This window comes from Sporosarcina sp. BP05 (assembly GCF_014282005.1).
In the GTDB taxonomy this organism is placed as follows: domain Bacteria; phylum Bacillota; class Bacilli; order Bacillales_A; family Planococcaceae; genus Sporosarcina.
The window spans coordinates 493,738-517,606 of sequence record NZ_JACFTD010000002.1 but is presented as its reverse complement, the minus strand read 5'-3'; the positions used below and the strand labels follow the sequence as shown (position 1 = coordinate 517,606).

Sequence of the window (23,869 nt, the reverse complement as noted above, 5' to 3'; positions counted from 1 at the left end):
AATAAAGAACTTCATTGCATTCGCTACAGCGCTAACTTTCCGTAGATAAAGCAGTCACTAGTAGAATGGATAAAAATGCGACGTGCCAGTCACTGACACCATTCGTGCCCTTCGAATTGTGGCAGCAAGCCAAACAGCGAAGGGTTAGGTTTGTATAATTTCTGTGCACTTTACAGTAATCATACAAGTAAATGCACCTCACACTGAATAGAAAAGGCTATGCTGGATTCACATGCGAAATTCAAAATTTCAATCTATATAGTCAATATATACCTTGATTACAATTTCCAGGACTAGTTGATTCTTTAAATTTATGGCAGCAGCCAGCACCGGACTCAATTCAAAAAGAACCTCCCTAAGAAAGGGAGGCTCTACGGTTATTCACTTTCGACTGCACGTTTTCTCGTTTGTCGATCAAATAAGCTATAAATGATTGGTACAATATACAGCGTCAACAAGGTCGAACTAAGTAATCCACCGATAACTGCAATTCCCATCGGCTGATTCATCTCAGTCCCTTCACCAATTCCCAGGGCAAGTGGTAGCAAGCCAAGAATGGTCGTCAGTGCCGTCATGAGGATTGGACGTAACCGATCCCTAGCCGAAGCAACAATAGCGTCATATGAGCTGAGCCCCGCTTCTTTTCGTTGATTAATATAGTCAACCAGGACAATCCCGTTGTTGACCACAATCCCAACAAGGACGAGAATCCCGATTATCGCTGTAACACTGATTGGCGTACTCGTCAGGAAGAGACCTAGCGCTACCCCGATAATCATAAGCGGTACAGAGAACATAATAACGAATGGGTATTTGAACGATTCGAACTGCGCAGCCATGACAATGTAAACAAGCACAACAGCTAGTAATATCGCCATGATCATGTCATCGATTGCACTTTCAAAAAGCTCCCGATCACCGCCAAATGTAAGTTCAATTTCCTTCGGTAACTTAAGCCCGTCAATCGTATCATTCACTTTAGCCGTCATATCGCCAAGTGACTGGGACGATTCATATTTCAGATTAAATGTAACAGAGTGTGCTTGATCGACTCGTTGGATAGAAACGGGTCCTTCCGCAATTTCGATTTTAGCAACTTCCCCAAGTGTCACAAATGTACCTGCTGGGGCACGGAGTTTCAATTTTTTCAACTGATTCATACTGTTACGGAATTTCTTATCGTATTTCACATAGACAGCGAACACTTCGTCGTTTTCCCCAATAATCTGCGTGGCCAACGACCCCCGTGTAACGCTGTTTACTGTCTGTGCAATTTGATAAGGCGCCAATCCTTTGTCAGATGCTTTTTGGCGGTCCACTTCAATTTGGATCTCTTGAACAGTATTTTGAAGATTATTTGTCACTTCTGTTACAGAATCAAGTTCGACCAGTTCACTGTTTAATTTCGTAACCGCATTATTCAGGCGTGCTTCATCAGTATCTTTCAATGAGAACGTCAAAGTATTCGGACTTGAACCCGCTGCTGTCTGCATAACGAAACCAATTTTCGCAGCGTCTCCGACAGTTTTCAATACATCGGGTTGGACATCATCTACGAATTTAAAAATCGAACGTTCCCTATCTGCGAGTGGGACTAGTTTCACGGATATTTCTGCAATATTTGCTTTAGAAGTACCTTGCGCGATATCCTGTTGCGTTCCACCAATAAGACTAACGTATACTTCCACATCATGCTCAGCTTTCAATTTCGCTTCAATTCGTTTTACTACTTCATCTGTCGCAGCTGAAGATGAACCATTCGGTAACTTCACCGTAATGCTGACAAACCCCTCGTCAGTCGCTGGCAAAAATTCTGTCCCGACCTTGGTTAAAGCAAAACTGCTTAACACCAGCACAATTAGTGTAGCTAACAGGACGACAGCACGATGTTTCAGTGCCCATTTCACCGAACGTTCAAAGTTATTCAACCCTTTTGAACGGCGTCTCCGCGCTGCTACATTTTTCGTCGATTTCTTTAGCATACGGCTCGCCAACATGGGTACAACCGTCAAAGCAACGACAAGAGAGGCAAATAAGCTAAAGGAAATCGTCAAAGCAAATTCTGTGAAAATCTGTCCGATTAGGCCGCTGATGAAAATAACTGGGACAAAAACAGCTAGCGTTGTTAACGTTGACGCAATGATGGCACCACCAATTTCCTTTGAACCATCAGAGGCCGCTACTTGCGGATCCTTCCCCATATCGAGATGACGTTCGATATTTTCAATAACAACAATCGAGTTATCGACTAGCATTCCAATTCCAAGCGCAAGTGCACCAAGAGTCATAATATTAAGCGAGAAATCAGCAAAATACATAAGGACGAATGTCACGATTACCGAATATGGAATGGCAATACCAATAATAATTGGGCTTTTTATGCCACGCAGGAAGAAGAACAACACAAGCATGGCGAAAATACCGCCTAAAATAAGTGACTGGCCAATATTTCCTATGGCTAGTTTTACGTAATCCCCTTGGTCAAATAAAATATCTGACGCTACACCTTTGAATTCTTCTTTTCCCAACAGGTTGTCAAGAGCCTCTTTGAAGGCGGTCGAGACATCCGCTGTATTCGCACCAGATTCTTGCAATACAGACATCAGAACAGCCTGCTGGTCATTTGCACGTGTTTCTGTGGCGGACTCCGCCTCTACAAGTGCCACATCTGCCACATCAGCGATTGTTACTGCAACGCCATTCAACGGATTCGCACCAACCGTGATACTTCGAATATCAGATATGGTCGTCAATGTACTGATAATACGGGTTGTAAGTTGCTTGCCAGCTGTCGTTTTAATTGGTTCACCAGGCATAGACACATTATTTGCTTGAATCATTTTAACGATATCAGCTTGTTCAAGGCCGTTCGCTACAAGTTTTCTCTGATCCACAGTGATTTGCACTTCTTCTATCAATTGACCCGAAACGGAAACACTTGCTACACCTTTCGTCCGGCGTAATTCAGTTTCCAGCTGATCCGCAATTTTCCGGATATCTGTATCTTCCGCTGTTGTACGTAGTGACAATTGAATAACCGGGAACTGCGACGGATCAAATTTCATAAAACGCGGTTTAGTCGCACCTTCCGGGATTGGAACCTGATCGACCCTTTGCATAATATCGAGCTGGACCTCATCGATTTTCGTTGACCAGTCAAACATAAGTAAGATGAAATTGGCGCCTTCTTGAGAGGTGGATTGCATCGATTTCAATCCGGGCGCAGTCGAAAGACTCGCTTCAAGTGGTTTTGTTAGTTTCTCGCTCACTTCAGTGGGAGATGCACCTGGATAACTTGTCACAACGACAGCAATCGGCGGGTTCAATTCTGGTATAAGCGTCACCGGAATACGAAAGAATGACACTGCCCCCAAAATGATGATAAGAAACATAATGACAATCGTAAAAACAGGCCTTTTTATAGAAAAATCACTAATTTTCATATACACGTTCCTTTCTTATTTGAAAAAGCGGAAGGCGACGTCCTGTCGCAACGACTGCATACCTGCATCCTTGCAAGCACTAGGAGGCGAATTTCAGCCCCCACAGCAAAACGGCTTTCAAGGAACCCAGCCTAAATGCGGCGCGTCCTGCGGCAACGGCTGCGCAACTCACATCCTGCGAGCCTCCGAGGGGTTGGCGCCTGGAGTCTAGACAACGACCCAAGTAGAAAAAACTTATAATTTCTTATCTTTCCAAAAGCTTCATTTCATTAATCATAATGAAAGATGGAGGCGACTACAAATAAGAACGTCTACTAGCTAAGAAAACCCGACAGGACGGATGAACCGTCTTGTCGGGTTTGGGTATTATAATAGGCTATATAACTCGATTTCCGGATACTTATCATGGAACCAACGCATCGCAAAATCGTTTTCAAATAGGAATACACGTTTGTCGTGGCGATCTTTAACAAGCATTGCACGTTGCCCTGCCATTGATTCATTGACGTCGCTTTCGTTAACAATCCAGCGTGCAACTTTCGAACCGACATGCTCCATGCGCACTTCAACGTTATACTCATTCTTCATCCGATGCTCGAATACTTCGAATTGAAGTTGACCAACTGCACCAAGAAGTACTTCCTCAGTATGGAGCGTCCGGTAATATTGAATCGCTCCCTCTTGCACAAGCTGAAGAATTCCTTTATGGAAATGCTTAGATTTCATAACGTTTTTCGCTGTCACCCGAACAAAGAGCTCCGGTGTAAACTGTGGCAGCGCATCGAATAGGAAGTTCGATTTACCACCGATTACAGTATCCCCGATTTGGTAGTTACCTGTATCGTGAAGACCGATAATATCACCAGCAACAGCCTCCTCCACTATTTCACGATCATCCGCAAGAAACTGCGTTGTCTGTGTCAGTTTAAATGTCCTTGAAATACGCGGGACAGTTACAGTCATCCCGCGTTCGAACTTACCAGAGACAATACGGACGAATGCAATACGGTCACGGTGCATCGGGTTCATATTTGCTTGAATTTTAAAGATAAATCCTGAAAACTCTTCCGAATACGGATCGATTTCCGTTTTATCTTTTGTTATTCGTGGTTGTGGTGGTGGTGAAAACTGTAAAAACGTTTCCAAGAACGTCTGAACACCAAAGTTTGTCAACGCACTGCCGAAAAATACAGGCGTCAGTTCGCCAATTGCTATTTTCTCTTCATCAAAATCATTGCCTGCTTCGTTAAGAAGTAGAACGTCCTCGAGCGCTTGCTTATAATAGGATGTTTCCATCATCGGATGTGGTTCTGCAAGCCCTCCGTCTTCGTTTATCGCAAGAAAACGTTTATCATCGTCGACCCGTACCTGTTCAACACGGTGATTAAAACGATCGTAAATGCCTAGGAATTCCTTACCCATCCCAATCGGCCAGTTCATCGCGTAAGACTGGATGCCAAGTACTTCTTCCAACTCTTCCATCAATTCGAGTGGTTCTTTACCTTGACGGTCCATTTTATTAATGAACGTGAAGATTGGAATCCCACGCATACGGCATACTTTGAATAATTTAATCGTTTGTGGCTCAATTCCTTTTGCTGAGTCGACCATCATGACAGCCGCATCGACAGCCATAAGTGTACGGTATGTGTCTTCACTGAAATCTTCGTGTCCGGGTGTATCTAGGATGTTAACACGCTTACCATCGTAATCGAATTGCATGACGGATGATGTTACCGAAATTCCACGTTGCTTCTCAATTTCCATCCAGTCAGAAGTTGCGAATTTTCCTGATTTCTTCCCTTTTACTGTTCCGGCATCGCGGATTGCACCGCCGAAATAGAGTAGTTTTTCTGTGATTGTTGTTTTCCCGGCATCCGGGTGAGAAATAATTGCAAACGTCCGGCGGGATGCAATTTCTTCATGTATTGGTTTTTCCATTATATATTGTCTCCTTCTGTTCTGCTTTTCTTAGCATAGACACTATGGGTGAGGATTTCAACAGTTTTTCATCAGAATTTAGTAACTATATATGTTGAATTAAAGAATACCCTTAAAGCTGCTCCGAAGCTTAGGGGATGACTCCCGCCATAAGCTGCCCCTGTAAGGCGCCTTCGCTCAATATACATAGGTATAGCATTCCCAATCGCTATGGAGCAAAACTGTGTTGCGGGAGGACATAAATCGGGGTTTAATCTAGGTAATACGGATAGACACCGGTTGGCATTTTCATCATACAAAAAGGAACCCCCTCAACCATTTCCAGTTGAAAGCAGGTTCCTTCTATTGCACACCCGCTTTTAAGCATTCTTTCCCACCTCTACAGAAAACTTTGTTTTCTAAATCCACCCAGTAATGGATCAATTAACACTCTAAATTCAAAATCAAGATGCATGTCTGCCATCCAATTCAAATCAATCCTACGTAGCTTAAACATTGCTCGATTATCGTCCGGGAAAAAAAGTTCTATCTGACATCTGCAATCAAATTGCTGGTCGACATTTTTTATTTTACCAGCTGTTACTCCATCCACTTGTAAATTCAGCCTCAACTTATCAAATAAAATGGCAATTGCTAAATCATGGCTATCATTGCACCATTCTATTTCCTCTTTCGTTAAACAAAAGGATTGACACCAATACGAATAGCTAGCTGTACCATATTGACTAAAAAAGTTAAAATCGCCACGATTAAAATGGAATGTACTTTGCGCCCTTAAAGCTTTATCAATATCTTTATTGGTGAAAATAATGTAATCCTCACCCGAGTTGGAAATCAAAGACTTCGGCATGGAGTAAAATGCCAAATTTAATACAAAGCGTTCCACAAATCCGACAGCTCCTTAATTAGTTTTTTAATAGGATTTAAACCCAAAGAATTAAATAGATTTCAGGTGAAATACACCATGTTTCCGAAAAGGGTTTAGTGGGTATGACTTATTTGGGTAGACAATCATAATATGTTTTCAACAACAGTGAAACGACCTTTCTTTAGAAAAGTAGTAGCACCTTGTCTTGGATAAAGAATGAAGAAGGGTGAAGTATAATAAATAAAGAGCCGTCCCACAACAGGACGACTCCCTTTCCAAGTCATTTTTCAACTAACCCTGTACCAAATTTCTTTTCTGCCTCTTCCAACGCAATTTCTGCGTCCGAATGCGGATATTTCACAGAGCCAATAATTTGATAATCTTCATGGCCTTTCCCTGCAAATATGATGATGTCTTCAGGATTTGCAACCGCTATCGCATGGCGCACTGCTTCCGTCCGATCACCTATACATGCATACTGATCATGCTTCATACCCGCTTCCAATTCTGAAAGTATGGATTCATACGGCTCGTCTCGCGGATCGTCCGTCGTTAAGATTACATAATCTGCGACGGATGCTTTTTCGGCCATAATCGGACGTTTTATCCGATCACGGTTGCCGCCGGTTCCAATTACGAAGATTAGACGACTTCCTTCCTTCTTATAAGGAAGGACTGCATCAATCGCTTTTTCAATGGCATCAGGTGAATGTGCATAATCGACATACATTGTAATCGGCAATTCTGTCGGTACTTGTTCCATTCGCCCTTTGACGGCTGAAATCTTCCCTAAATAGTTAATGACATCTTCAGTCATCATTCCTTTTGCATACAAAGTAGCGATGACCGCGAGCGCATTATAGACACTGAATTCACCAATGAGGCTCATGTCAACCCGGAATTCACCATCGGGCGCAGTAAGCCTGAATGTCGTACCATTTGCCCGTAACTCAATCTCTGATCCACGAAAGACTGCTTTATTTCGGATGCCGTATGTGAAAACTGGATAAGACGTCATTTCCAACAACTTATTGCTCCACTCATCATCTGCATTGACGATAGCAAACTTACGCTTCTCTAAGTCTTGTCCAAGCTGCGAGAACAACAGTCCCTTCGCTTGTCCATAATTGTCCATCGTGCCATGGAAATCGAGATGATCATGCGTTAGATTTGTAAAAACAGCGATATCGAATTCGGTACCAGCTAGACGACCTTCCACTAGTCCATGTGAAGATACCTCCATTGTCATCGTTGTACATCCTTCTTCCACCGCTCGAGCAATCATCCCTTGTGTTGTCAATACATCAGCCGTCGTGTTCTCAGTCCCATAAAGAGTTCCATCCAAATCGAAACCGATTGTTCCGGTAACGGCAGATTTCTCACCCGCTCGCTGAAGAATCGCTTGTATGATGCCACTAACACTCGTCTTGCCGTTCGTGCCCGTCACACCAATCATCGTCATCCGCTTCGATGGATAATCGTAAAAACGGGACGCCAATAAACTGATGGCCCGTGACGTATTTTCAACCATAACGACCGCGACTTTATCCAAATTGACATCGACTGGCTTCGAAGCAACGATAACCCTCGCTCCATTCTCCACTGCTTTTCCAACGTAATTATGACCATCCACTGTAAATCCTTCGATACATACGAAAATTCCTCCTGCATTCACCGCGCGTGAATCAATCGCGATATCCGTCACAGTTGGAGGGACGACCCCAATTACCTGTTTTACCGGCAACATTGAAAGCAACTTTTCTGTTTTCATTATAACCCTCCGTTCAGTCCATCATTGCTGAAGTTACGTATGCGTGAAGCAACTGTGCTGATGCTTTTAGTGAATCGATATGTGTCCGTTCCAATGCATGTGATGATTCGATGCCTGGACCAAATAAAGCATGTTTCACGTCAAAGCCCGCTCGGATTGCAGCAGATGCGTCTGAACCGTAAAACGGGTAAATATCAAGTTTAAACGGAATGTTACCCTCTTTGCAAAGGCCCGTCAAATGCTGTGTCAACGCATAATGGTATGGCCCGCTTGAATCTTTCGCACAAATCGACACTGTATATTCATCCGAGGTTTGTCCATCACCAATCGCCCCCATATCGACCGCGATATACTCAACAGTCTCTACTGGAATATTAGAGTTACCCCCATACCCGATTTCTTCATTGTTAGAAATATAGAAATGCGTCGTATGTGGAAGTTTAACCTCTTCCTCTTTCAATGAACGAATTAGTCCAAGCAAGAGTGCCGTACTCGCTTTATCGTCAAGATGACGAGACTTAATGAAACCGCTGTCCGTCGCTTCAAAACGCGGATCAAATGATACAAAATCGCCCACTTCAATACCTAGTGCACGTGTTCCCGCTGCATCGGTTACTTTCTCGTCAATACGCACTTCGATATTTTCCGCGCTTCGTTCTGCGGTACCAGCGTTTTTATAAACATGAACCGTAGTCTGATGCATTAGGATTGTTCCACGTACTTCTTTCCCTGACGCTGTATGAATAAGACAGTATTCCCCTTCAACCGCATTCCAATTAAAGCCGCCAATCATCGTCAACTTCAGGCGACCGTTACTTTTAACTTCTTTCACCATCGCGCCAAGTGTGTCCGTATGTGCTGTAAGCAGACGATGGCGCGTTGAATCCGCTCCCTCAAGCGTTGCAATGATGGCTCCTTTGTTTGTTTTCTTATGTGTCACGCCGATTTCATCGAGTTCCTTAGCTATTAGCTGCATCACTTTCTCCGTATAACCTGATGGACTTGGTGTTTCAACAAGCCTTTTAAGTAGTTCAACAATACGTTTTTCATCAAATTTTGTTGTCATCTCTATTTCCCCTCTCCCTCGTCGAAATATGTCGTTCTATACCTACCCGGAATCATGTATGATAAGTATAATGAGAATTCAATGAGGTGCCTTATGAAAAATTCGACAGTCGTCCATTCTCGTAACATGTTCATTATACTTTTTTTTACCACTAGCGTCATCGTACATCTTTTCACTTCACTCTTTTTAGGTTTTTATAGCGCAATGATTTCAGCCCTTATCGGATTGTTCATCGTTACCGTGCTGCTTGTCCTTTATAAATCAGGGATGAATTCTTTTACTTTTCGAATCCCCCTAATAATTGGGTACATTATATATCTATTTATTGCAAACTTAGTAAATCCTGATTTACTACACTTATTTTATCTTATCTTCCCTGTCGCCTTAGTGGCAATCTACAATATCACCTGGTTAAACATACTGATTATGGTCATGACGGGTATAGAAGTGTTTGTTTTATTCTACTTATTCAGTCCAATTTATAGATCTGTGGATCAAGCTCAATTACTCCCCAATATAGCTTTCATTTTTAGCTTGGCAGTGGTCCTTTGCCTACTGTATACTTTCAGAATCACACCTGAATGGAACAATATCTTTAAGGAAAACAAGAAATTGGATGTTTTACTTACATCTAGAGAAAGCTATCTCGACCTTTTTATTGAGCATTCAGAAGACGCAATTGTCATGTTCGACCTAGACCAGAACATTGCCGCTATCAATCCTGCGTTTGAAAAAATGTATGGCTGGAAGCGTGAGGAATGCATTGGGCGTTCGCCGCGACTATTCCCTTTATCCGAAGATGCAATGACATCCGAGAGGACCCAAAATCTAATGGATGGAAAAAGTTATCATTTCCTACGGACGAAAGAAATGAGGAAAGATGGTACTATATTTGATGCTGAACTGACATTAGCGCCCATCTATGATGTCGAGAAGAAATTGGTCGCCACATCCTTCATTGCACGCGACATCACACTTAAAATACAAGCCGAACAACTTAAAATCGAAACAGAAAAACTAAAAGCAATTGGTGAGATTGCAGCAAGTGTTGCCCATGAAGTACGCAACCCGATGACGTCAATTTCAGGATTCGTACAGATAATGAACAACGATCCTTCTAATCCTTATCGCGCATACACCGAAATTATGTATAGCGAAATAAACCGTGTGGATTTGATAGTCAGCGAGTTTCTCGTCCTATCCAAACCGAACCTGAAAAACTCAACTGAGTTCTACATCGAAAAGTCACTACGGGATATAGTATCGATATTCGAAACGGAATTTATAAATCGATCAATTTTCTTCGATGTTCAGATTCCTGAAAACAATGCAATTTTTAAGGGTAATGAAGACGGTATGAAACAAGTCTTCATGAACGTACTCAAAAATTCATATGAAGCGATTGAAAAAAACGGCATGATCACTATCATTGTCACATTCCAAGACGAAGTGGTTTCAATCCTCATTCGCGATAACGGTCCTGGAATGGATCCTGAAACAATTAAAAATTTATTTGAACCATTTTACACGACGAAAACGGAAGGTACAGGCCTCGGGATGCTCATTACCAAAAAAATCATCGTCGATCAAGGCGGAACGATAACCGTGAACAGCAAAAAAAATCATGGAACCGAAACAACGATTATACTTCCACTATATAAATGAGAACAAAAGCGCAAGCGCCTGTTCAGCCCCGACTAGCGCTGGAAGGCAGCTTAGGATCGCGACATCCTGTCGCAACAGCTGCATGACCCACGTCGTGTGGGTCCAGGGGCTAGGCGCTGAAGTCTAGACGTAAAATCTCTACGTTACAACTAATCCACAGTACGAGATTTTATAATTTCCTAGACAATTAGAAAACCGCCATCCATTATCGGATGAGCGGTTTTACTAGTTTTAATTTATTGCCGTATGGCGGAAATGCAAGTGTCATTGGTATGGCCGTACTTTTTTTCATCATGGATTTTGCATGTGTGAATGTATCGAAACTAGCTTTTCCGTGGTACGCACTCATACCTGATGAACCGACTCCACCAAATGGTAAATTGATGTTTCCGACATGTGAAATTGTATCGTTAATACATCCCCCGCCAAACTGCAAGTTTTCAATGAAAAAGTCTGCCGCTTGCTCGTTTTCAGTAAACATATATGCCGCTAGTGATTTTGGCAATTGACGAATCTTGTGAACCGCTTCACCAAGATTATCATACGTCAAAACCGGTAAAATTGGACCAAAAATCTCATCTTCCATCGAAGCATTATCCCATGAAACATCGTCCAATAGTGTTGGTTCAATGAACAGTTCTGAACGGTCAGAAGAACCACCGCTTACCAAATGCATACGATCCTTTTCAATGATTTCAACAAGGCGATTGAAATGATTATTACTGATAATTCTACCGTAATCTGGGCTTAACGAAGCATCTTCACCATAAAACTTACGGATCGCAGTAAGCATTTCTTTGACTAGTTTATCTTTAATAGAATGGTGGGCAAGTATATAATCTGGCGCAACACATGTCTGTCCTGTATTGACAAACTTGCCCCAGACAATCCGTTCAGCCGCCTTTTGAATATTCGCTGTTTGGTCTACCAGAGCCGGACTTTTTCCGCCAAGCTCGAGCGTAATCGGCGTTAACCTTTCTGCCGCCGCCTTCATTACGATTTTCCCTACCGCTACACTGCCTGTGAAGAATATATAATCGAATGGGGCGTGGATGAGCGCTGAAATCTCCTCGCGCTCACCTTCTACAACGCGGATATAATCGGATGAGAACGTTTCAGTCAATATCTTTTTAACAATTTGTGCCGTGTGAACAGCTGTCTCGGATGGTTTGACAATTGCGCAATTACCCCCAGAAATCGCCCCGACAAGCGGCTCCATGACAAGTTGAAACGGATAGTTAAATGGACCAATGATAAGCACGGATCCGTATGGTTCACGAACAATGAAGCTTTTCGCAGGTTGCAGATGAACAGGCGTTTTTACCTTTTCATCTTCCATCCAGCCTTCTAGATGCTTAATCATATGTGAAATGCTTGAAAGAACGAAACCGATTTCCGTCACATAAGACTCAAAAGGACTTTTACGAAGATCTTTATGTAACGCTTCCGTAATTTCCACTTCATTCGCGACAATCGCTTCTTTCAATTTCAAAAGCATTTCTTTGCGGAATGCAAAACTCCTTGTTTGGCCCGAAAAATAATAGGCGTGTTGGGAAGCAATCATCGTTTCAACGTCTTGTGCGGTAAAGTTCAACTTATTCCCTCCATCCCTTTGTACCTTTAATCATAGTTAGATTTGTTGCGGGATGCAAAAGTTAGCACTGTATTCCATTATCAAGTCAATAGAAGATCAATCAGCTTTTGTATTTCTAATCCTTCATCAAATGACACCAGCAGCGCGGTTTCACCGTTAGCCGCCGCTATACACTCTTCCGTAAGCGTTTTCACTGTATCGAAGGAAGTCAATATCTCAAAAGGACTGTCTTTTTGTGCCACGGTAAGTTCCGACCAATTGCGCAGTTTCAGAACACCTTCATCTCCATATACTGTATAGGACAGTTCTTCTTGTTGACCGATTCCCGAAACGCCGTTCAAGAAGACCGGAATGTCATCAACAGTCTTTCCGATTGCAAGGACACTCGTTTCCGCAAGCGTTTCATCTTCAGGATAAACGGTTTGGTGGGAAGTAATCGCAAGTTGACCAAACATCCTGTACATAAGCTGAAGGTAATGCGGGAATACTTCTCGTGTAAAGCCACCTTGTTTTCGCGTTGCAATCCATGCATTTTGTTGCCATACACGTGGCCAATGCGGGAAATAAGTTTGCAGTTCGATTCGAACGATTTTACCAATTTCACCTTCATTAATAAGTTTCATCATTTGCCGAACGGACGGACTGTACATCAACGGAAAATGCATTGCAGTTTGAATTTCATTGTTCTCTGCAGCTGAAGCCATGACTAATCCATCTGAAGCGTCGTGTGCAAGTGGTTTTTCACAAAGTACATTCAAACCTTTTGAAATCGCAGCCTTGCTAAGTGCAGCATGCGATACAGGTGGAGTTCCAATATAGATCCAGTCGGGTTTCATCTCCAAAACCTCTTCATAAGAGGATGCCGCAAATAATCCGTATGTATCCGCCATTTCAGTAAGACGATCATCATTTTCATCAAACAAGGCAATAATTGTTGCAGATTCGTTGTTGCGTAATTGATTGATGATTCGCTCACCAACAATACCTGTACCAACGAGAGCAAATGTAGTTTTTTTCACCGAAATAACCCCTTTTTACGGATAGTTTATGAATGGCAAAAGGATAGGTAGAACGATTCCTTTTTAACCTTTGCCATTTAGTATTATAGCATCGAAGGGAATAGAATGTTCAAATAACACAGAATTTAAAAGGAGGAAATGGACATGACAACAACTGATACTTGGTGGGAAAAGATCTTTGAAGGAAATCTTTCATTGGGAATTAATAAAGAACGTCTTGTTGAACTTGAAGAAGAAAATTTCCTTTATTTTGATGAAGAGAAGCAACTGCAGGTGCCTGCACACTGATAATTAGTATAACTAACTTGACAACGATGCCCATTTCCAACGGACCCTAAAAACAGCTTTTCCATGAATTTATAATGGGAAAGCTGTTTTTTCATGTGTTAGAATGGCGCGTAGTATTTTTTGGGGGCTGCGTTATTCAGTTTTCCTTAAACGTCACTCAATACTGTGCCACAGATAAAGTGCTGCATAACTTAAGTAAGGTGACCACTCTGGAAAACGGGCACGCATTTCATCTTGCGATGGCTTGCAATCCATATTCCATACCTTTTTCAATGCGTTTTGCAAACCAATATCCGCAAGTGGAAATAAATTCGGACGTCCGAGCCCAGACATTAGAAATCCTTGTGCCGTCCAAGGTCCCACACCGCGGAAAGCAACCAGTTTTGAAGTTACTTCATCGTCATCCATTCCGCTGAACTGCTCAAGGTCGAGCGTCCCCTCTGCAATCGCTTGCGACAAGCCAATGACATATTCGGCCTTACGCGTGCTAAACTGCAAATCTCGAAGCGCTGAGACGTCAAGCGCCGCAATACGCTCTGGGGATGGATAACGCCAGACGTCATCCACCATCTCTCCAAATGATTCAACAAAGCGCTTCGTTAGCGTATGTGAGAATGACAAATTGAGTTGTTGGTGAATGATACTTTTCATAAGAGTTCCATATAATGAAAAACTTTTAATTAGCGGAGTGCCTTCATATTCAAGAAATAGTGGTCCAAGATCTGTTCCCGCAAAATGCAGCCCAATTGCATCTAACGGTTTATCAAAATGAAAGATTGATTTAATTGTTTCAATTTGAATGTCATCAATTGCATTTCCCACTATAAATGAAGGTAGTTGTTTCGTGCCTATACTTTGCAGCGTGACACTATTCCCTTCTTCCATGGGAATGCGTATTGTACGACTTTGCAAATCCACCGAATTCACCGGATCCCCCGCCAACCGAACAATTGCCCGATCGAAGTCATAGACATAAGGCAATGTAAATTGAACATCGATTGGAAACACCCCTTTCCATTGCCTATTATACTCGTTTTTAAAAAACTTTTCCTAAAGGTGTTGACTTCTATTACAGAAGCGCTATAATAGAAAATGTGCAGTAAGCAGAAACACAATTTAATTCCCGGTTCCGTAGCTCAGCTGGGAGAGCACTACCTCGACAAGGTAGGGGTCGCTGGTTCGAGCCCAGTCGGGACCATTGGGTGCCAAACCCGAAGAAAACCTTTAGGAACAAAGGTTTTTCCGAAAAAGACGTTTTAAGCCTTGTGCTTGAACGTCTTTTTTTCTTTGAATTTCCACCTATTTCTGACGTCACTCATTTTCAATTTTGAAGTGTTTTTTAATAAATGTTTTTTCTTCTTCAATAGATAACAATCCACTTGCTTTTCCAACATTCCCTTCTTGCAAATCCCAGATGGCGTTATGATCTTTATCTGCTCGAGAAAAGTCATTGTTTGCCCAACGATTGAGAATATCCAAATACACTGGAGCGCTAATATAATTATTTTCACTTGCTTCAACAACTTCAATTAAACGTTGCACACGGTCCTGAGTTAAAGGAATGAATCCCCATTTGTCATCTGCACGAACTTTCTGATGACTCATACCATGTATTGCATCTTGTACACCATATTCCTCCATAGAAAGCAGAAATTCTTCTTCAACTGGTATTGTTCTTTTTTCGCCAATTTCAATTACTGGTATTACAACTCCCGCTTTTGGAACTCCGGGTTTTTCCTCGATTGTTACGCTCCCTTTATTCCATTGATTGAAAACCAGGTACGCACTTAAACCCAATGCTACAATCCCTGCTGTTATTAGTATTGTTTTTTTATAATTCATTAAATTCACTCCCAATTACATTGTACAATTGGGAATATCTGCTTGCAACTTATATACAGGCGGTTCTATTTACGTTTTCATCTATAACTGAAGCCGGTCGTATTTTAGGTAACCCACGAAATACTGTCCCATTTTATTAAATAAATGGTAAACAACATTCGGCTGGTTATCGTTTCTAATATGGTTTATAAAACTTTTGAGGTGTTCAGATCATGTGAGACAATGACGTTTCAGAAGTAATGGGATGTTATGGTATCACCGTTTGCACAGTTTCAGAATTTGATTGTTTGCGGAGTGATTCGACAAGGTAAGGGCGCTGGTTCGAGCCCAGTCGGGACCATATTGAGTGCATAACCCACAGAGAACCTTTAGGAACAAAGGTTTTTCCGACAAGCATTACTTCTTCGGAAGTGATGCTTTTTTTGTACTTTTCATTTAACCACTGATTTAAAACGTTTATAATAATCGTTCGGCAAGCTTATATCCTCGGTTATTCGCCAAATCTTTAAACTAAAAATCCCTTCGCCTGATAAAACTCACAGCGAAGGGATTTCAACATTCTATTAAGCTACAGAAACATTCTTACCTTCGTCATCTTTCTCCCGTGTCATCCACTGGAGTGCGACCATTACCACGAACAATACTAACCCGACAATGTCGGTAATAGTTTCTGGGAAAATGAGAAGCATTCCCGTCGCTAAAGCGAACAAGCGCTCAATCCAGTTACATTTCCGATACCAGAAGCCAATCATGCCTGCACCGATCGCAATCATTCCGATAATGGCGGTGAAAACGACCCATAAAATCTCTGGGACAGAAGCGCCCATCATCAGCATCGCCGGGTTAAATACGAACATGTACGGAATGATAAATGCCGCGATAGCGAGCTTTGCAGAGGTGACACCTGTTTTAATCGGATCTCCACCAGAAATACCAGCTGCTGCAAATGCTGCAAGGGCAACAGGTGGTGTAATATCTGCAATAATACCAAAATAGAAAACAAATAGATGCGCTGATACAGCCACAACGATTGGAACAGTCGCGCCAGGGGTATCAAGCATAAGAAGCGTGATAATCGCAGGAGCGGCAATTGTTGACGTTATGACATAGTTCGCTGTTGTCGGTGAACCCATGCCTAAAACGATTGCAGCAAGCATTGTAAAGAACAACGTCAGGAAGATGTTCCCACCCGCCGCTGAAATCAGGCCAGTGGCAAGGCTTAAGCCTAAACCAGTCTTCACAACAACACCTACAATAATACCGGCACATGCCGTTGCCGCTGCGACGCCAAGCGCAGTACGTGCACCATCAACTAGCGCTTCGATCATGTCTTTGAATCCAAGACGCGTTGATTTATCGAATGAGCTGACGATAATCGTTAAGACGATTCCAAGCAACGCTGCTTTCATCGTTGGAATACCAATTAATAAGAAGACAATAATACCGACAATCGGTAAAAGTAAATAAATTTTCTTTAATGTCTTTTTACGGTCAGGAATTTGGTCTTCCGTCATTCCTTTCAGACCTACACGCTTCGCTTCAAAGTGTGTCATAATCCAAACACCCGTGAAATAAAGGAGTGCTGGAATCGCTGCTGCTTTTGCAATTTGCCAGTAGGTAACGCCGCCTATGAATTCAACCATAAGGAAAGCGGCTGCTCCCATAATCGGAGGCATAATTTGCCCACCCGTCGACGCTGCCGCTTCAACTCCGCCAGCAAATTCCTTTTTATAACCGAGTTTTTTCATCATCGGAATTGTATATGAACCTGATCCAACAACGTTTGCAACCGAACTTCCTGAAATCGTACCTTGTAAAGCACTTGAGAAGATGGCAACTTTAGCCGGTCCCCCAACTAAACGACCTGCCAACACAACCGCAAGATCGTTGAAATATGCTCCAACACCTGTTTTGACAAGGAATGCTCCGAATAACAGGAACACGAAGATGAATGTAGAAGATACACTAATTGGCGTACCCAAAATTCCATCTGTCGTGAAAAACATTAATTGAACGACACTTTTTAGATCTTGTCCACGGTGTGCAAGGAATCCCGGGAAATAAGGTCCAAAAAATGCATAGACTAAAAATACAGCTGAGATAATTGTAATCGGCATTCCAACCGCTCTTCTCGCGGCCTCCATGGTCAAAAGGATAGCTAGGACCCCGACGACAATATCAAGTGTCGATACACGACCTACACGTAAGACAAGATCACCGATGAGAAGCGGCCAATAAAGTCCGACTCCTATTGCCAAAAGCGCCAAAATCATATCGTAAAACGGTACCTTATTTCGTTCGCTCTTAATTTTTTTCTTAGCCGGAAACAAGATAAAGATTAGTGATAATGCAAACCCTAAGTGTATTGAACGTTGAATGTATGCCGTAAAAGGAGTCCCAATCGCTGTGTACAATTGAAATATAGAAAATGCTAGTAAACCAAAAAATACAATTTTCTTAAATATGCCTGTAACATCACGTGTATTCGATTCCGGGTCGTACTTTTGAAGTATTTCCAGTTGTTCTTCTTCTGACAGCATTTTAAACTCTTCTGTTTGCATTTCCAACTCTAGTTCATCGTTCCGCTTTGTTTCTTTTTCCATTCATATTAACCCCTTTAAGCATTTGATAGAAGGATAGTTTCGCGACACGAAATGTGTAGGATTTCCCCCTTACCAACTGTTTCTTTAAATTTAGTTCATTGCCTAAGTATCGAAAAGCTAATTCTGCATCTACATCGCCAATTAACATGACAAAAGAATCTATAACATTATCATTGTATGTAAGCGTATACACACCGTCCTGTACAGTAAATGTTTCTCCTTCTTCTGCATAGCCCGGTAAACCAATTGCAAGATCCTCGTACTGCATCGATAGCAGACGTATTTTTTGATTCGCAGTCACTTCATAGAATTCAATGACATCCGTCAAATGAATTGAATGAACGTATCTGATTTGAAAGCTAGTCGTACTTTTTAAAGGGACATAATAAACCCTAGAGTTCTCCACACGATGTTCAGTAAACGTAAACGCTGACTTTATCGGCATAAAAAAAAGAATGGCAACTGTACAAATAAAAAAAAGAATAAGCGGAACCACTATTTTGGAACCCATCCGCCTCTTCCTTCCGTTTCTAGTTTACAAGAATAATTAAAGAAAATAGGACGGCTGAAGCATAACGCTTCACCGCCCCGCGTACATCACAACTTATTTTTTGATTACTTCATCAAAGTATTTCTGTGCACCTGGGTGAACCGGAATTCCGATTCCATCAAGGCCTTTTTCTGCTTGTATCAATTTCCCTTTTGCGTGTTGCAATTTAGACGCGTTGTCATAAATTGCTTTTGTAATTTCATAGCCCAACTCTTCAGGTACTTCATTTTGAATTACAAGCATCGCACCAACGGAAACTGCTGGTGTTTCAGCTGCCATTCCATATGTGCCTGAAGGAATCATTTCTTTAGCGTAGTAAGGATATTTTTTGATCAATTCGTCTGCTTTTGCATCCTCAACTGGAACAACAAATACTGACGCGACTGCGTTCAAGCCTTCAACTGCTCCTGTAGGTGTACCAGCTGTGATGAAAGCAGCATCGATTTGACCAGCTTGTAGACTTTCTTGTGATTCACCAAAATCAAGGCTTTGTGGCTTAATGTCATCCATTGTTAGTCCATGGATTTCTAGAAGTTGTTCCGCGTTCGCATACGTACCAGAACCTGGTGCGCCAACAGAAACTTTCTTCCCTTTCAAATCTGCGTAAGTTTTAATACCGTTCTTTTCAAGTGTGATTAATTGAACAGTTTCAGGGTAAAGTGCACCAATAGCTGAAACATTATCAATTACTTCGCCATCAAACATAAGCTCACCTTTAGAAGCGTAGTAAGCAATATCTGTTTGAACAAATGCAATGTCAGCTTCACCATCTTGAAGTGATGTCATATTCGCTGCAGATGCTTGTGAAACCTCTGCCGTTGTTTTAATACCTGTCGCTTCTGTAATATAATCAGCGAATGATCCCCCAAGTGGGTAGTACGTTCCTTGTGTTCCTCCAGTTAAAATACTAAGGAACTTGTAATCTTCTTTACTTTTACCAGCGTCAGCATCTTTCTCGGAAGTCCCTGTATCGCCTGAGTTACATGCTGATAGTACTAGTAATGCAATCATTGCAATAAATGCAAACAATCTCAATTGCTTTTTCTTCATTTTATTTCATCCCCTTATGTGTGATAGTTCTTCATAATCCCAAAATACATCTTACCATGAAGTCTCTCTATTTTGTCAATAAACTTTAAAATTAATCAGATTCTTGCAAGCGTTTACAGTTCTTTCTACTTACTATCTTCTTCAAATTCAAAAAACCCAAAAGGACGAATCCTTTCAGGTGTTCATAAGTCGTCACTATATTTGTGCACCGTTGACTTTCGTCTCAGGCATCGTTTCCTCAGGTGAAATATCTCCGAATGTTTCCCCCGCTTCTTGAAGGTCCCTTGTTCTATGTGCGATTCTTGAAGCTGCACAAGCAGCAACACTGGCAACCAGGTCATCCAAAAACGTATGGATGGCTTTTCCTTTTTTCGTGTCTAGCTCTTTAATGATACCCATTTTATTTTTATCGAGATGACCGAATGTCGTTACCGCAATAGAACCATATGTAAACACGGCACCCAGTGCGATTGTTTCATCAACCCCAAAAAGACCTTCGTCAGACTCAACAATTTGTTGTAATGGCGCAGACAGTTTCCCCTGTTCTGCCAATTCATCTAATTCAATTCCCACGAGAATCGCATGCTGAAGTTCACGTTTTCGGAGTACACCTTCAATAGATTCAATACAGTGAGCCATTGTTAGACCATCGTTATACGGGTATTGCAGTTCATAGACGATTTCAGCAATGGCTTCCAGTGTCACACCGCGTCGTTTCAAAGCCGCTTTCGTCGCTTCTGTCACAACTTTTGAATGAACAATTTTTGTATCATCATGCATTTCTGTCCAACCCCTTTTATAGTTAGTATATAAACGGAACACAAGCATTATACCGGACCTTTACGTTATGATACAATTTCAATATACATGCAATTTTAGGAGGCAACCAGAGTGAAATACGGAAAAATAGAAGATATTACAATTTACAGTAAAGCACTTGATGAGGAAATGCAGTTGCTCATTCATTTGCCCCACAATTTTTCGCCTCTCTATAAATATTCGGTGCTAATTGCATCTGATGGCAAAGATTATTTCCAGTTCGGGCGTATAGGACGGGTCGTTGACGAATTGATCGACGCGGAAGAAATTGAAAATGTTATCGTGGTAGGTGTTCCTTATAAAAGCGTCAAAGAACGCAGGCGCATGTATCATCCGGGTGGTGACCGTCGCGAAGCCTATACTCGCTTCCTGGCTCATGAACTTGTACCGTATATTGACGACAATTATCCAACTTATCAGATTGGGGCAGGCAGGGCCCTTATCGGTGATTCCTTGGCAGCAACGATTTCTCTTCTAACTGCAACCAAGTATCCTAATATATTCGGGAAAGTCGTTCTGCATTCCCCTTACGTCGATGATTTAGTACTTGAAAAGGTCGAAGCTTCACAAGACCCTTCCCGTTTCTCGATTTATCATGTGATTGGGAAGGAAGAAACCCAAGTTAATACGCAAATTGACGGCGTTCAAGACTTCCTTACACCAAACCGGACTTTAAACGAATTAATTGAAAGAAAAGGTTTCCCTTATTTCTATGATGAATTCGACGGAGACCATACCTGGAAGCATTGGCAACCCGATGTCCGCCGCGCGATTCAAATGGTTTTTGGTCATTAATTCAGACAAAATGGACATATTTTCAAGTATTCTGCTATAATCAAATTTATAAAGCAAAAACAATTATTCTAGGAGGTTTAAATTATGAAATATGGTGTCGTTGCATTCCCATCAAAGAAACTTCAGGATTTGGCAAACGCTTACAGAAAAAGATATGATCCGCATTATGCACTAATTACGCCGCACTTGACGGTTAAAGGTGTATTCGAAGCGAATGATCAAGAAATTGAAGAAGTTGCAAAGGCCATTAGAGAAGTAACTAAAAAACACAGTCCTTTTGAATTGAACGTGTCAAAAGTGGGCACATTCGCTCCAATCACGAACACTATTTATTTTAAAGCTATTCTTAACGATGAATTAGCCGCTTTGCACAAAGACCTGAACAACGATTTCTTCGGTGAAAAACCCGAATTTGCATTCGTTCCCCACGTGACGATTGCACAAAAACTTTCTTCTGGCGAACACGATGATATCATTGGTCAACTGAAAATGATTGGTGTCGATCATACTGAAACAATTGACCGCTTACACCTCACTTATCAGCTTGAAGACGGTTCTTGGACGGTATATGAAACATTCCGCCTTGACGAGGATAACTGAGCATTGTTTGAAGTAAGATTTGCGACTTCTGACCTTGAACAAGAAGATGCATTTTCTGTCAGAAGGAAAGTGTTCGTGGAAGAACAAGGTGTACCACTAGACCTTGAACTAGATCATTTCGATAAAACTGCAGCACATTTCGTCGTTTATTCATCAGAATCTCCAATCGGCGCAGGCCGCATTAGAGAAATCAACGAAGGAATTGGCAAAGTCGAACGTGTCTGCATTTTGGGAGAATTTCGGGGAAAACATCTCGGAAATCTTATCATGCATGCACTTGAAGAGCATGCTAAAAAAACAGCCATGAATAAAGTTATTTTAAATGCACAATCATATGCTGTCCCTTTCTATGAAAAGTTAGGGTATGTCATTACTTCACCCGAATTTATGGATGCAGATATTCCGCATCGCGCAATGGAAAAAAATATGGCGTGAAAAGCGGAAGGCGCCTTCTAGACGCGACAGGCATAAGTCAATCCAGCGACGTGGCGCTCTTTTCCACATAGCTGGATTGCTTTCAAGGAACGTAGCCTAAGTACGCCGCGTCCTGCGGCAATGGCTACGTGAACCCACATACTGTGGGCCTCCGAGCGGCTGGCGCCTGGAGCTAGACACTATTATAAGTAGAAAAATACTTTCTCTTTTTTCACTAAAAAAGGTTCGCATTGCTTAAAAGCAACGCGAACCTTTTTATTATTATCAATTAAACATAGGCATTTACCGCGATACCTTTCCCTACTACTTTGGCAATCGCCGGTGATAGATTAACTGGATTGGGACGGATAAACCCTTGATATGCAGAAGGAATTGATACAATAGGCTTACCTTCCTCTTCCTCCTTTTCTCGTTCTTTATGCGAGGACTCTTTAAATTCATCCAAGAAGTCTGAATTTAACTTAACTTTGCGCACTCGTTCAATATATGCAAAGTTATAAGCTTCCATACTTAATCGATTTGCATACATCTGAGATTGGATTGGTTGAATTGGTAAAATATAACCCATTGTAAACACCTCCATTTTCACTAGTACTATTACTATATCCATAAGTTGGTATTGTTAAACCTATTATTCTGTTTTTTCGTAAAGTTATTTTATTGTCGGCCAAGCATATCTGTAATATCTTTAATATTAACCGCTTTGCCATTTTTTACGATAGAATTAACAAGCTCATCTTCCGTCTGCTGAGGTACTTCTTTTTTTGCGAGCTTCCCGACTTTCCGAATAATTTTTCTTACTTGCCGTTCATCATTGAAATCCGCATATTGGATTGCATTTGCAAGTGCAAAAACTTCTTCCATCGGGACGCCTGTTTTTGATTCGATTTTCCGGAAAAATGAATCATTCATCTGTTATCCCTCCTTTTTATACACAAAAAGTACGGCCCACAATGATAAGCAAGATGAATAGAACCACAATCAGGCAAAATGTTGAACCGCTGCCGCCTCTTTCCACTTCACAACCGCCGCCGTATCCGCCACAACCGCCACCGTATCCGCCACCGAAAGAATTACATCCTCCAAACATAATAATACCCCCTTCCTTTCTTCGTATCCTATGCGGACACTTGAAGAAGGAAGAGGGCGCATGACTATTAAACCTTTCCTTTTGATTTAAAAATAAGCGATGCAATGAATCCAAATATTATTGCTGCGCTAATTCCTGAACTAGTCACTTCAAACATCCCTGTCATAACACCGATCAGACCATGTTTTTCAGCTTCTGCCATTGCGCCATGCGTCAAGGCATTACCGAAAGAAGTAATTGGTATCGTTGCCCCCGCTCCAGCAAAATCGATGAGCGGTTCATACAGACCCACCCCATCTAACACGGAACCCACGACGACCAAAATGCACAATGTATGCGCAGGGGTTAATTTCGCTACGTCAAACAACAGTTGTCCCACAACACAAATGAGACCCCCCACAATAAATGCTGTAATGAAAATCGAAACCAT

Annotated in this window: 23 protein-coding genes and 1 tRNA gene; 6 read left to right on the top strand and 18 right to left on the bottom strand. The window is 41.8% G+C overall.

Going from position 1 to position 23,869, the window contains the following annotated elements:
- Positions 1–377: 377 nt before the first annotated feature.
- The 5 genes from H2672_RS04290 to H2672_RS04270 all read right to left on the bottom strand — a co-directional run bounded on the left by H2672_RS04290 (position 378) and on the right by H2672_RS04270 (position 9,089).
- The gene (locus H2672_RS04290) at positions 378–3,443 is read right to left on the bottom strand and encodes an efflux RND transporter permease subunit (RefSeq protein ID WP_186669369.1); all 3,066 of its coding nucleotides are present in this window, start codon (positions 3,441–3,443) and stop codon (positions 378–380) included.
- A gap of 366 nt (positions 3,444–3,809) precedes the next feature.
- Positions 3,810–5,384, bottom strand: coding sequence for a peptide chain release factor 3 (locus H2672_RS04285; RefSeq protein ID WP_186669367.1), 1,575 nt, complete (start codon positions 5,382–5,384; stop codon positions 3,810–3,812).
- Positions 5,385–5,763: 379 nt separating this feature from the next.
- Positions 5,764–6,270, bottom strand: a complete 507-nt coding sequence (locus H2672_RS04280; RefSeq protein WP_186669365.1) for a hypothetical protein — start codon at positions 6,268–6,270, stop codon at positions 5,764–5,766.
- Positions 6,271–6,532: 262 nt separating this feature from the next.
- Positions 6,533–8,023: a UDP-N-acetylmuramoyl-L-alanyl-D-glutamate--2,6-diaminopimelate ligase gene (locus tag H2672_RS04275; protein ID WP_186669363.1), complete on the bottom strand. Its 1,491-nt coding sequence runs from the start codon at positions 8,021–8,023 to the stop codon at positions 6,533–6,535.
- A 13-nt stretch (positions 8,024–8,036) separates the two neighbouring features.
- Positions 8,037–9,089, bottom strand: a complete 1,053-nt coding sequence (locus H2672_RS04270; RefSeq protein WP_186669362.1) for a M42 family metallopeptidase — start codon at positions 9,087–9,089, stop codon at positions 8,037–8,039.
- Between the two features lie 93 nt (positions 9,090–9,182).
- On the opposite strand from H2672_RS04270, the gene H2672_RS04265 reads away from it, so the two are divergent.
- Positions 9,183–10,754: a two-component system sensor histidine kinase NtrB gene (locus tag H2672_RS04265; protein WP_186669361.1), complete on the top strand. Its 1,572-nt coding sequence runs from the start codon at positions 9,183–9,185 to the stop codon at positions 10,752–10,754.
- 205 nt (positions 10,755–10,959) lie between these two features.
- Here the strand turns inward: H2672_RS04265 and H2672_RS04260 are convergent, their stop codons facing one another.
- Complete coding sequence (locus H2672_RS04260) at positions 10,960–12,348, bottom strand: aldehyde dehydrogenase (RefSeq protein WP_186669360.1); 1,389 nt, start codon at positions 12,346–12,348, stop codon at positions 10,960–10,962.
- Positions 12,349–12,428: 80 nt separating this feature from the next.
- Positions 12,429–13,367: a Gfo/Idh/MocA family protein gene (locus tag H2672_RS04255; protein WP_186669359.1), complete on the bottom strand. Its 939-nt coding sequence runs from the start codon at positions 13,365–13,367 to the stop codon at positions 12,429–12,431.
- Positions 13,368–13,511: 144 nt separating this feature from the next.
- Between H2672_RS04255 and H2672_RS04250 the strand changes: the two genes are divergently transcribed.
- Positions 13,512–13,655, top strand: a complete 144-nt coding sequence (locus H2672_RS04250) for a hypothetical protein (protein ID WP_186669358.1) — start codon at positions 13,512–13,514, stop codon at positions 13,653–13,655.
- 153 nt (positions 13,656–13,808) lie between these two features.
- On the opposite strand, the gene H2672_RS04245 is transcribed toward H2672_RS04250, so the two are convergent.
- Positions 13,809–14,663, bottom strand: a complete 855-nt coding sequence (locus tag H2672_RS04245) for a DNA-3-methyladenine glycosylase family protein (RefSeq protein ID WP_370569595.1) — start codon at positions 14,661–14,663, stop codon at positions 13,809–13,811.
- 117 nt (positions 14,664–14,780) lie between these two features.
- Here H2672_RS04245 and H2672_RS04240 point away from each other — a divergent pair.
- Positions 14,781–14,853: transfer RNA gene (locus H2672_RS04240), tRNA-Val, on the top strand.
- A 113-nt stretch (positions 14,854–14,966) separates the two neighbouring features.
- On the opposite strand, the gene H2672_RS04235 is transcribed toward H2672_RS04240, so the two are convergent.
- The 5 genes from H2672_RS04235 to H2672_RS04215 all read right to left on the bottom strand — a co-directional run bounded on the left by H2672_RS04235 (position 14,967) and on the right by H2672_RS04215 (position 20,480).
- Entirely contained in the window at positions 14,967–15,497 is a 531-nt protein-coding gene (locus tag H2672_RS04235) for a DUF6241 domain-containing protein (protein WP_186669356.1), read from the bottom strand.
- A gap of 563 nt (positions 15,498–16,060) precedes the next feature.
- The gene (locus H2672_RS04230) at positions 16,061–18,058 is read right to left on the bottom strand and encodes a TRAP transporter permease (protein WP_186669648.1); all 1,998 of its coding nucleotides are present in this window, start codon (positions 18,056–18,058) and stop codon (positions 16,061–16,063) included.
- Between the two features lie 13 nt (positions 18,059–18,071).
- Positions 18,072–18,611 carry a DUF1850 domain-containing protein gene (locus H2672_RS04225; RefSeq protein ID WP_186669354.1) on the bottom strand — a complete coding sequence of 180 codons (540 nt, stop codon included), beginning with the start codon at positions 18,609–18,611 and terminating at the stop codon, positions 18,072–18,074.
- 93 nt (positions 18,612–18,704) lie between these two features.
- The gene (locus tag H2672_RS04220) at positions 18,705–19,700 is read right to left on the bottom strand and encodes a TAXI family TRAP transporter solute-binding subunit (RefSeq protein ID WP_186669352.1); all 996 of its coding nucleotides are present in this window, start codon (positions 19,698–19,700) and stop codon (positions 18,705–18,707) included.
- A 195-nt stretch (positions 19,701–19,895) separates the two neighbouring features.
- Complete coding sequence (locus H2672_RS04215) at positions 19,896–20,480, bottom strand: phosphatidylglycerophosphatase A family protein (RefSeq protein ID WP_186669350.1); 585 nt, start codon at positions 20,478–20,480, stop codon at positions 19,896–19,898.
- Between the two features lie 111 nt (positions 20,481–20,591).
- On the opposite strand from H2672_RS04215, the gene H2672_RS04210 reads away from it, so the two are divergent.
- The 3 genes from H2672_RS04210 to H2672_RS04200 all read left to right on the top strand — a co-directional run bounded on the left by H2672_RS04210 (position 20,592) and on the right by H2672_RS04200 (position 22,349).
- Positions 20,592–21,314 (top strand): alpha/beta hydrolase, encoded by a 723-nt coding sequence (locus H2672_RS04210; protein ID WP_186669348.1) that lies wholly within the window; start codon positions 20,592–20,594, stop codon positions 21,312–21,314.
- A gap of 84 nt (positions 21,315–21,398) precedes the next feature.
- Positions 21,399–21,914 (top strand): YjcG family protein, encoded by a 516-nt coding sequence (locus tag H2672_RS04205; protein ID WP_186669346.1) that lies wholly within the window; start codon positions 21,399–21,401, stop codon positions 21,912–21,914.
- Positions 21,915–21,917: 3 nt separating this feature from the next.
- Positions 21,918–22,349 carry a GNAT family N-acetyltransferase gene (locus tag H2672_RS04200; protein WP_186669344.1) on the top strand — a complete coding sequence of 144 codons (432 nt, stop codon included), beginning with the start codon at positions 21,918–21,920 and terminating at the stop codon, positions 22,347–22,349.
- 17 nt (positions 22,350–22,366) lie between these two features.
- On the opposite strand, the gene H2672_RS19545 is transcribed toward H2672_RS04200, so the two are convergent.
- From H2672_RS19545 to spoVAE, 5 genes are all read right to left on the bottom strand, one after another.
- On the bottom strand, positions 22,367–22,489 hold the full coding sequence (locus H2672_RS19545; protein WP_255485302.1) for a hypothetical protein: 123 nt from the start codon (positions 22,487–22,489) through the stop codon (positions 22,367–22,369).
- A gap of 128 nt (positions 22,490–22,617) precedes the next feature.
- Positions 22,618–22,917, bottom strand: coding sequence for a hypothetical protein (locus H2672_RS04195; RefSeq protein ID WP_186669342.1), 300 nt, complete (start codon positions 22,915–22,917; stop codon positions 22,618–22,620).
- An 89-nt stretch (positions 22,918–23,006) separates the two neighbouring features.
- Complete coding sequence (locus H2672_RS04190; protein WP_186669340.1) at positions 23,007–23,261, bottom strand: stage VI sporulation protein F; 255 nt, start codon at positions 23,259–23,261, stop codon at positions 23,007–23,009.
- Positions 23,262–23,277: 16 nt separating this feature from the next.
- Positions 23,278–23,439, bottom strand: coding sequence for a YjcZ family sporulation protein (locus H2672_RS04185; RefSeq protein WP_186669338.1), 162 nt, complete (start codon positions 23,437–23,439; stop codon positions 23,278–23,280).
- Between the two features lie 67 nt (positions 23,440–23,506).
- Entirely contained in the window at positions 23,507–23,869 is a 363-nt protein-coding gene (gene spoVAE, locus H2672_RS04180; protein ID WP_186669331.1) for a stage V sporulation protein AE, read from the bottom strand.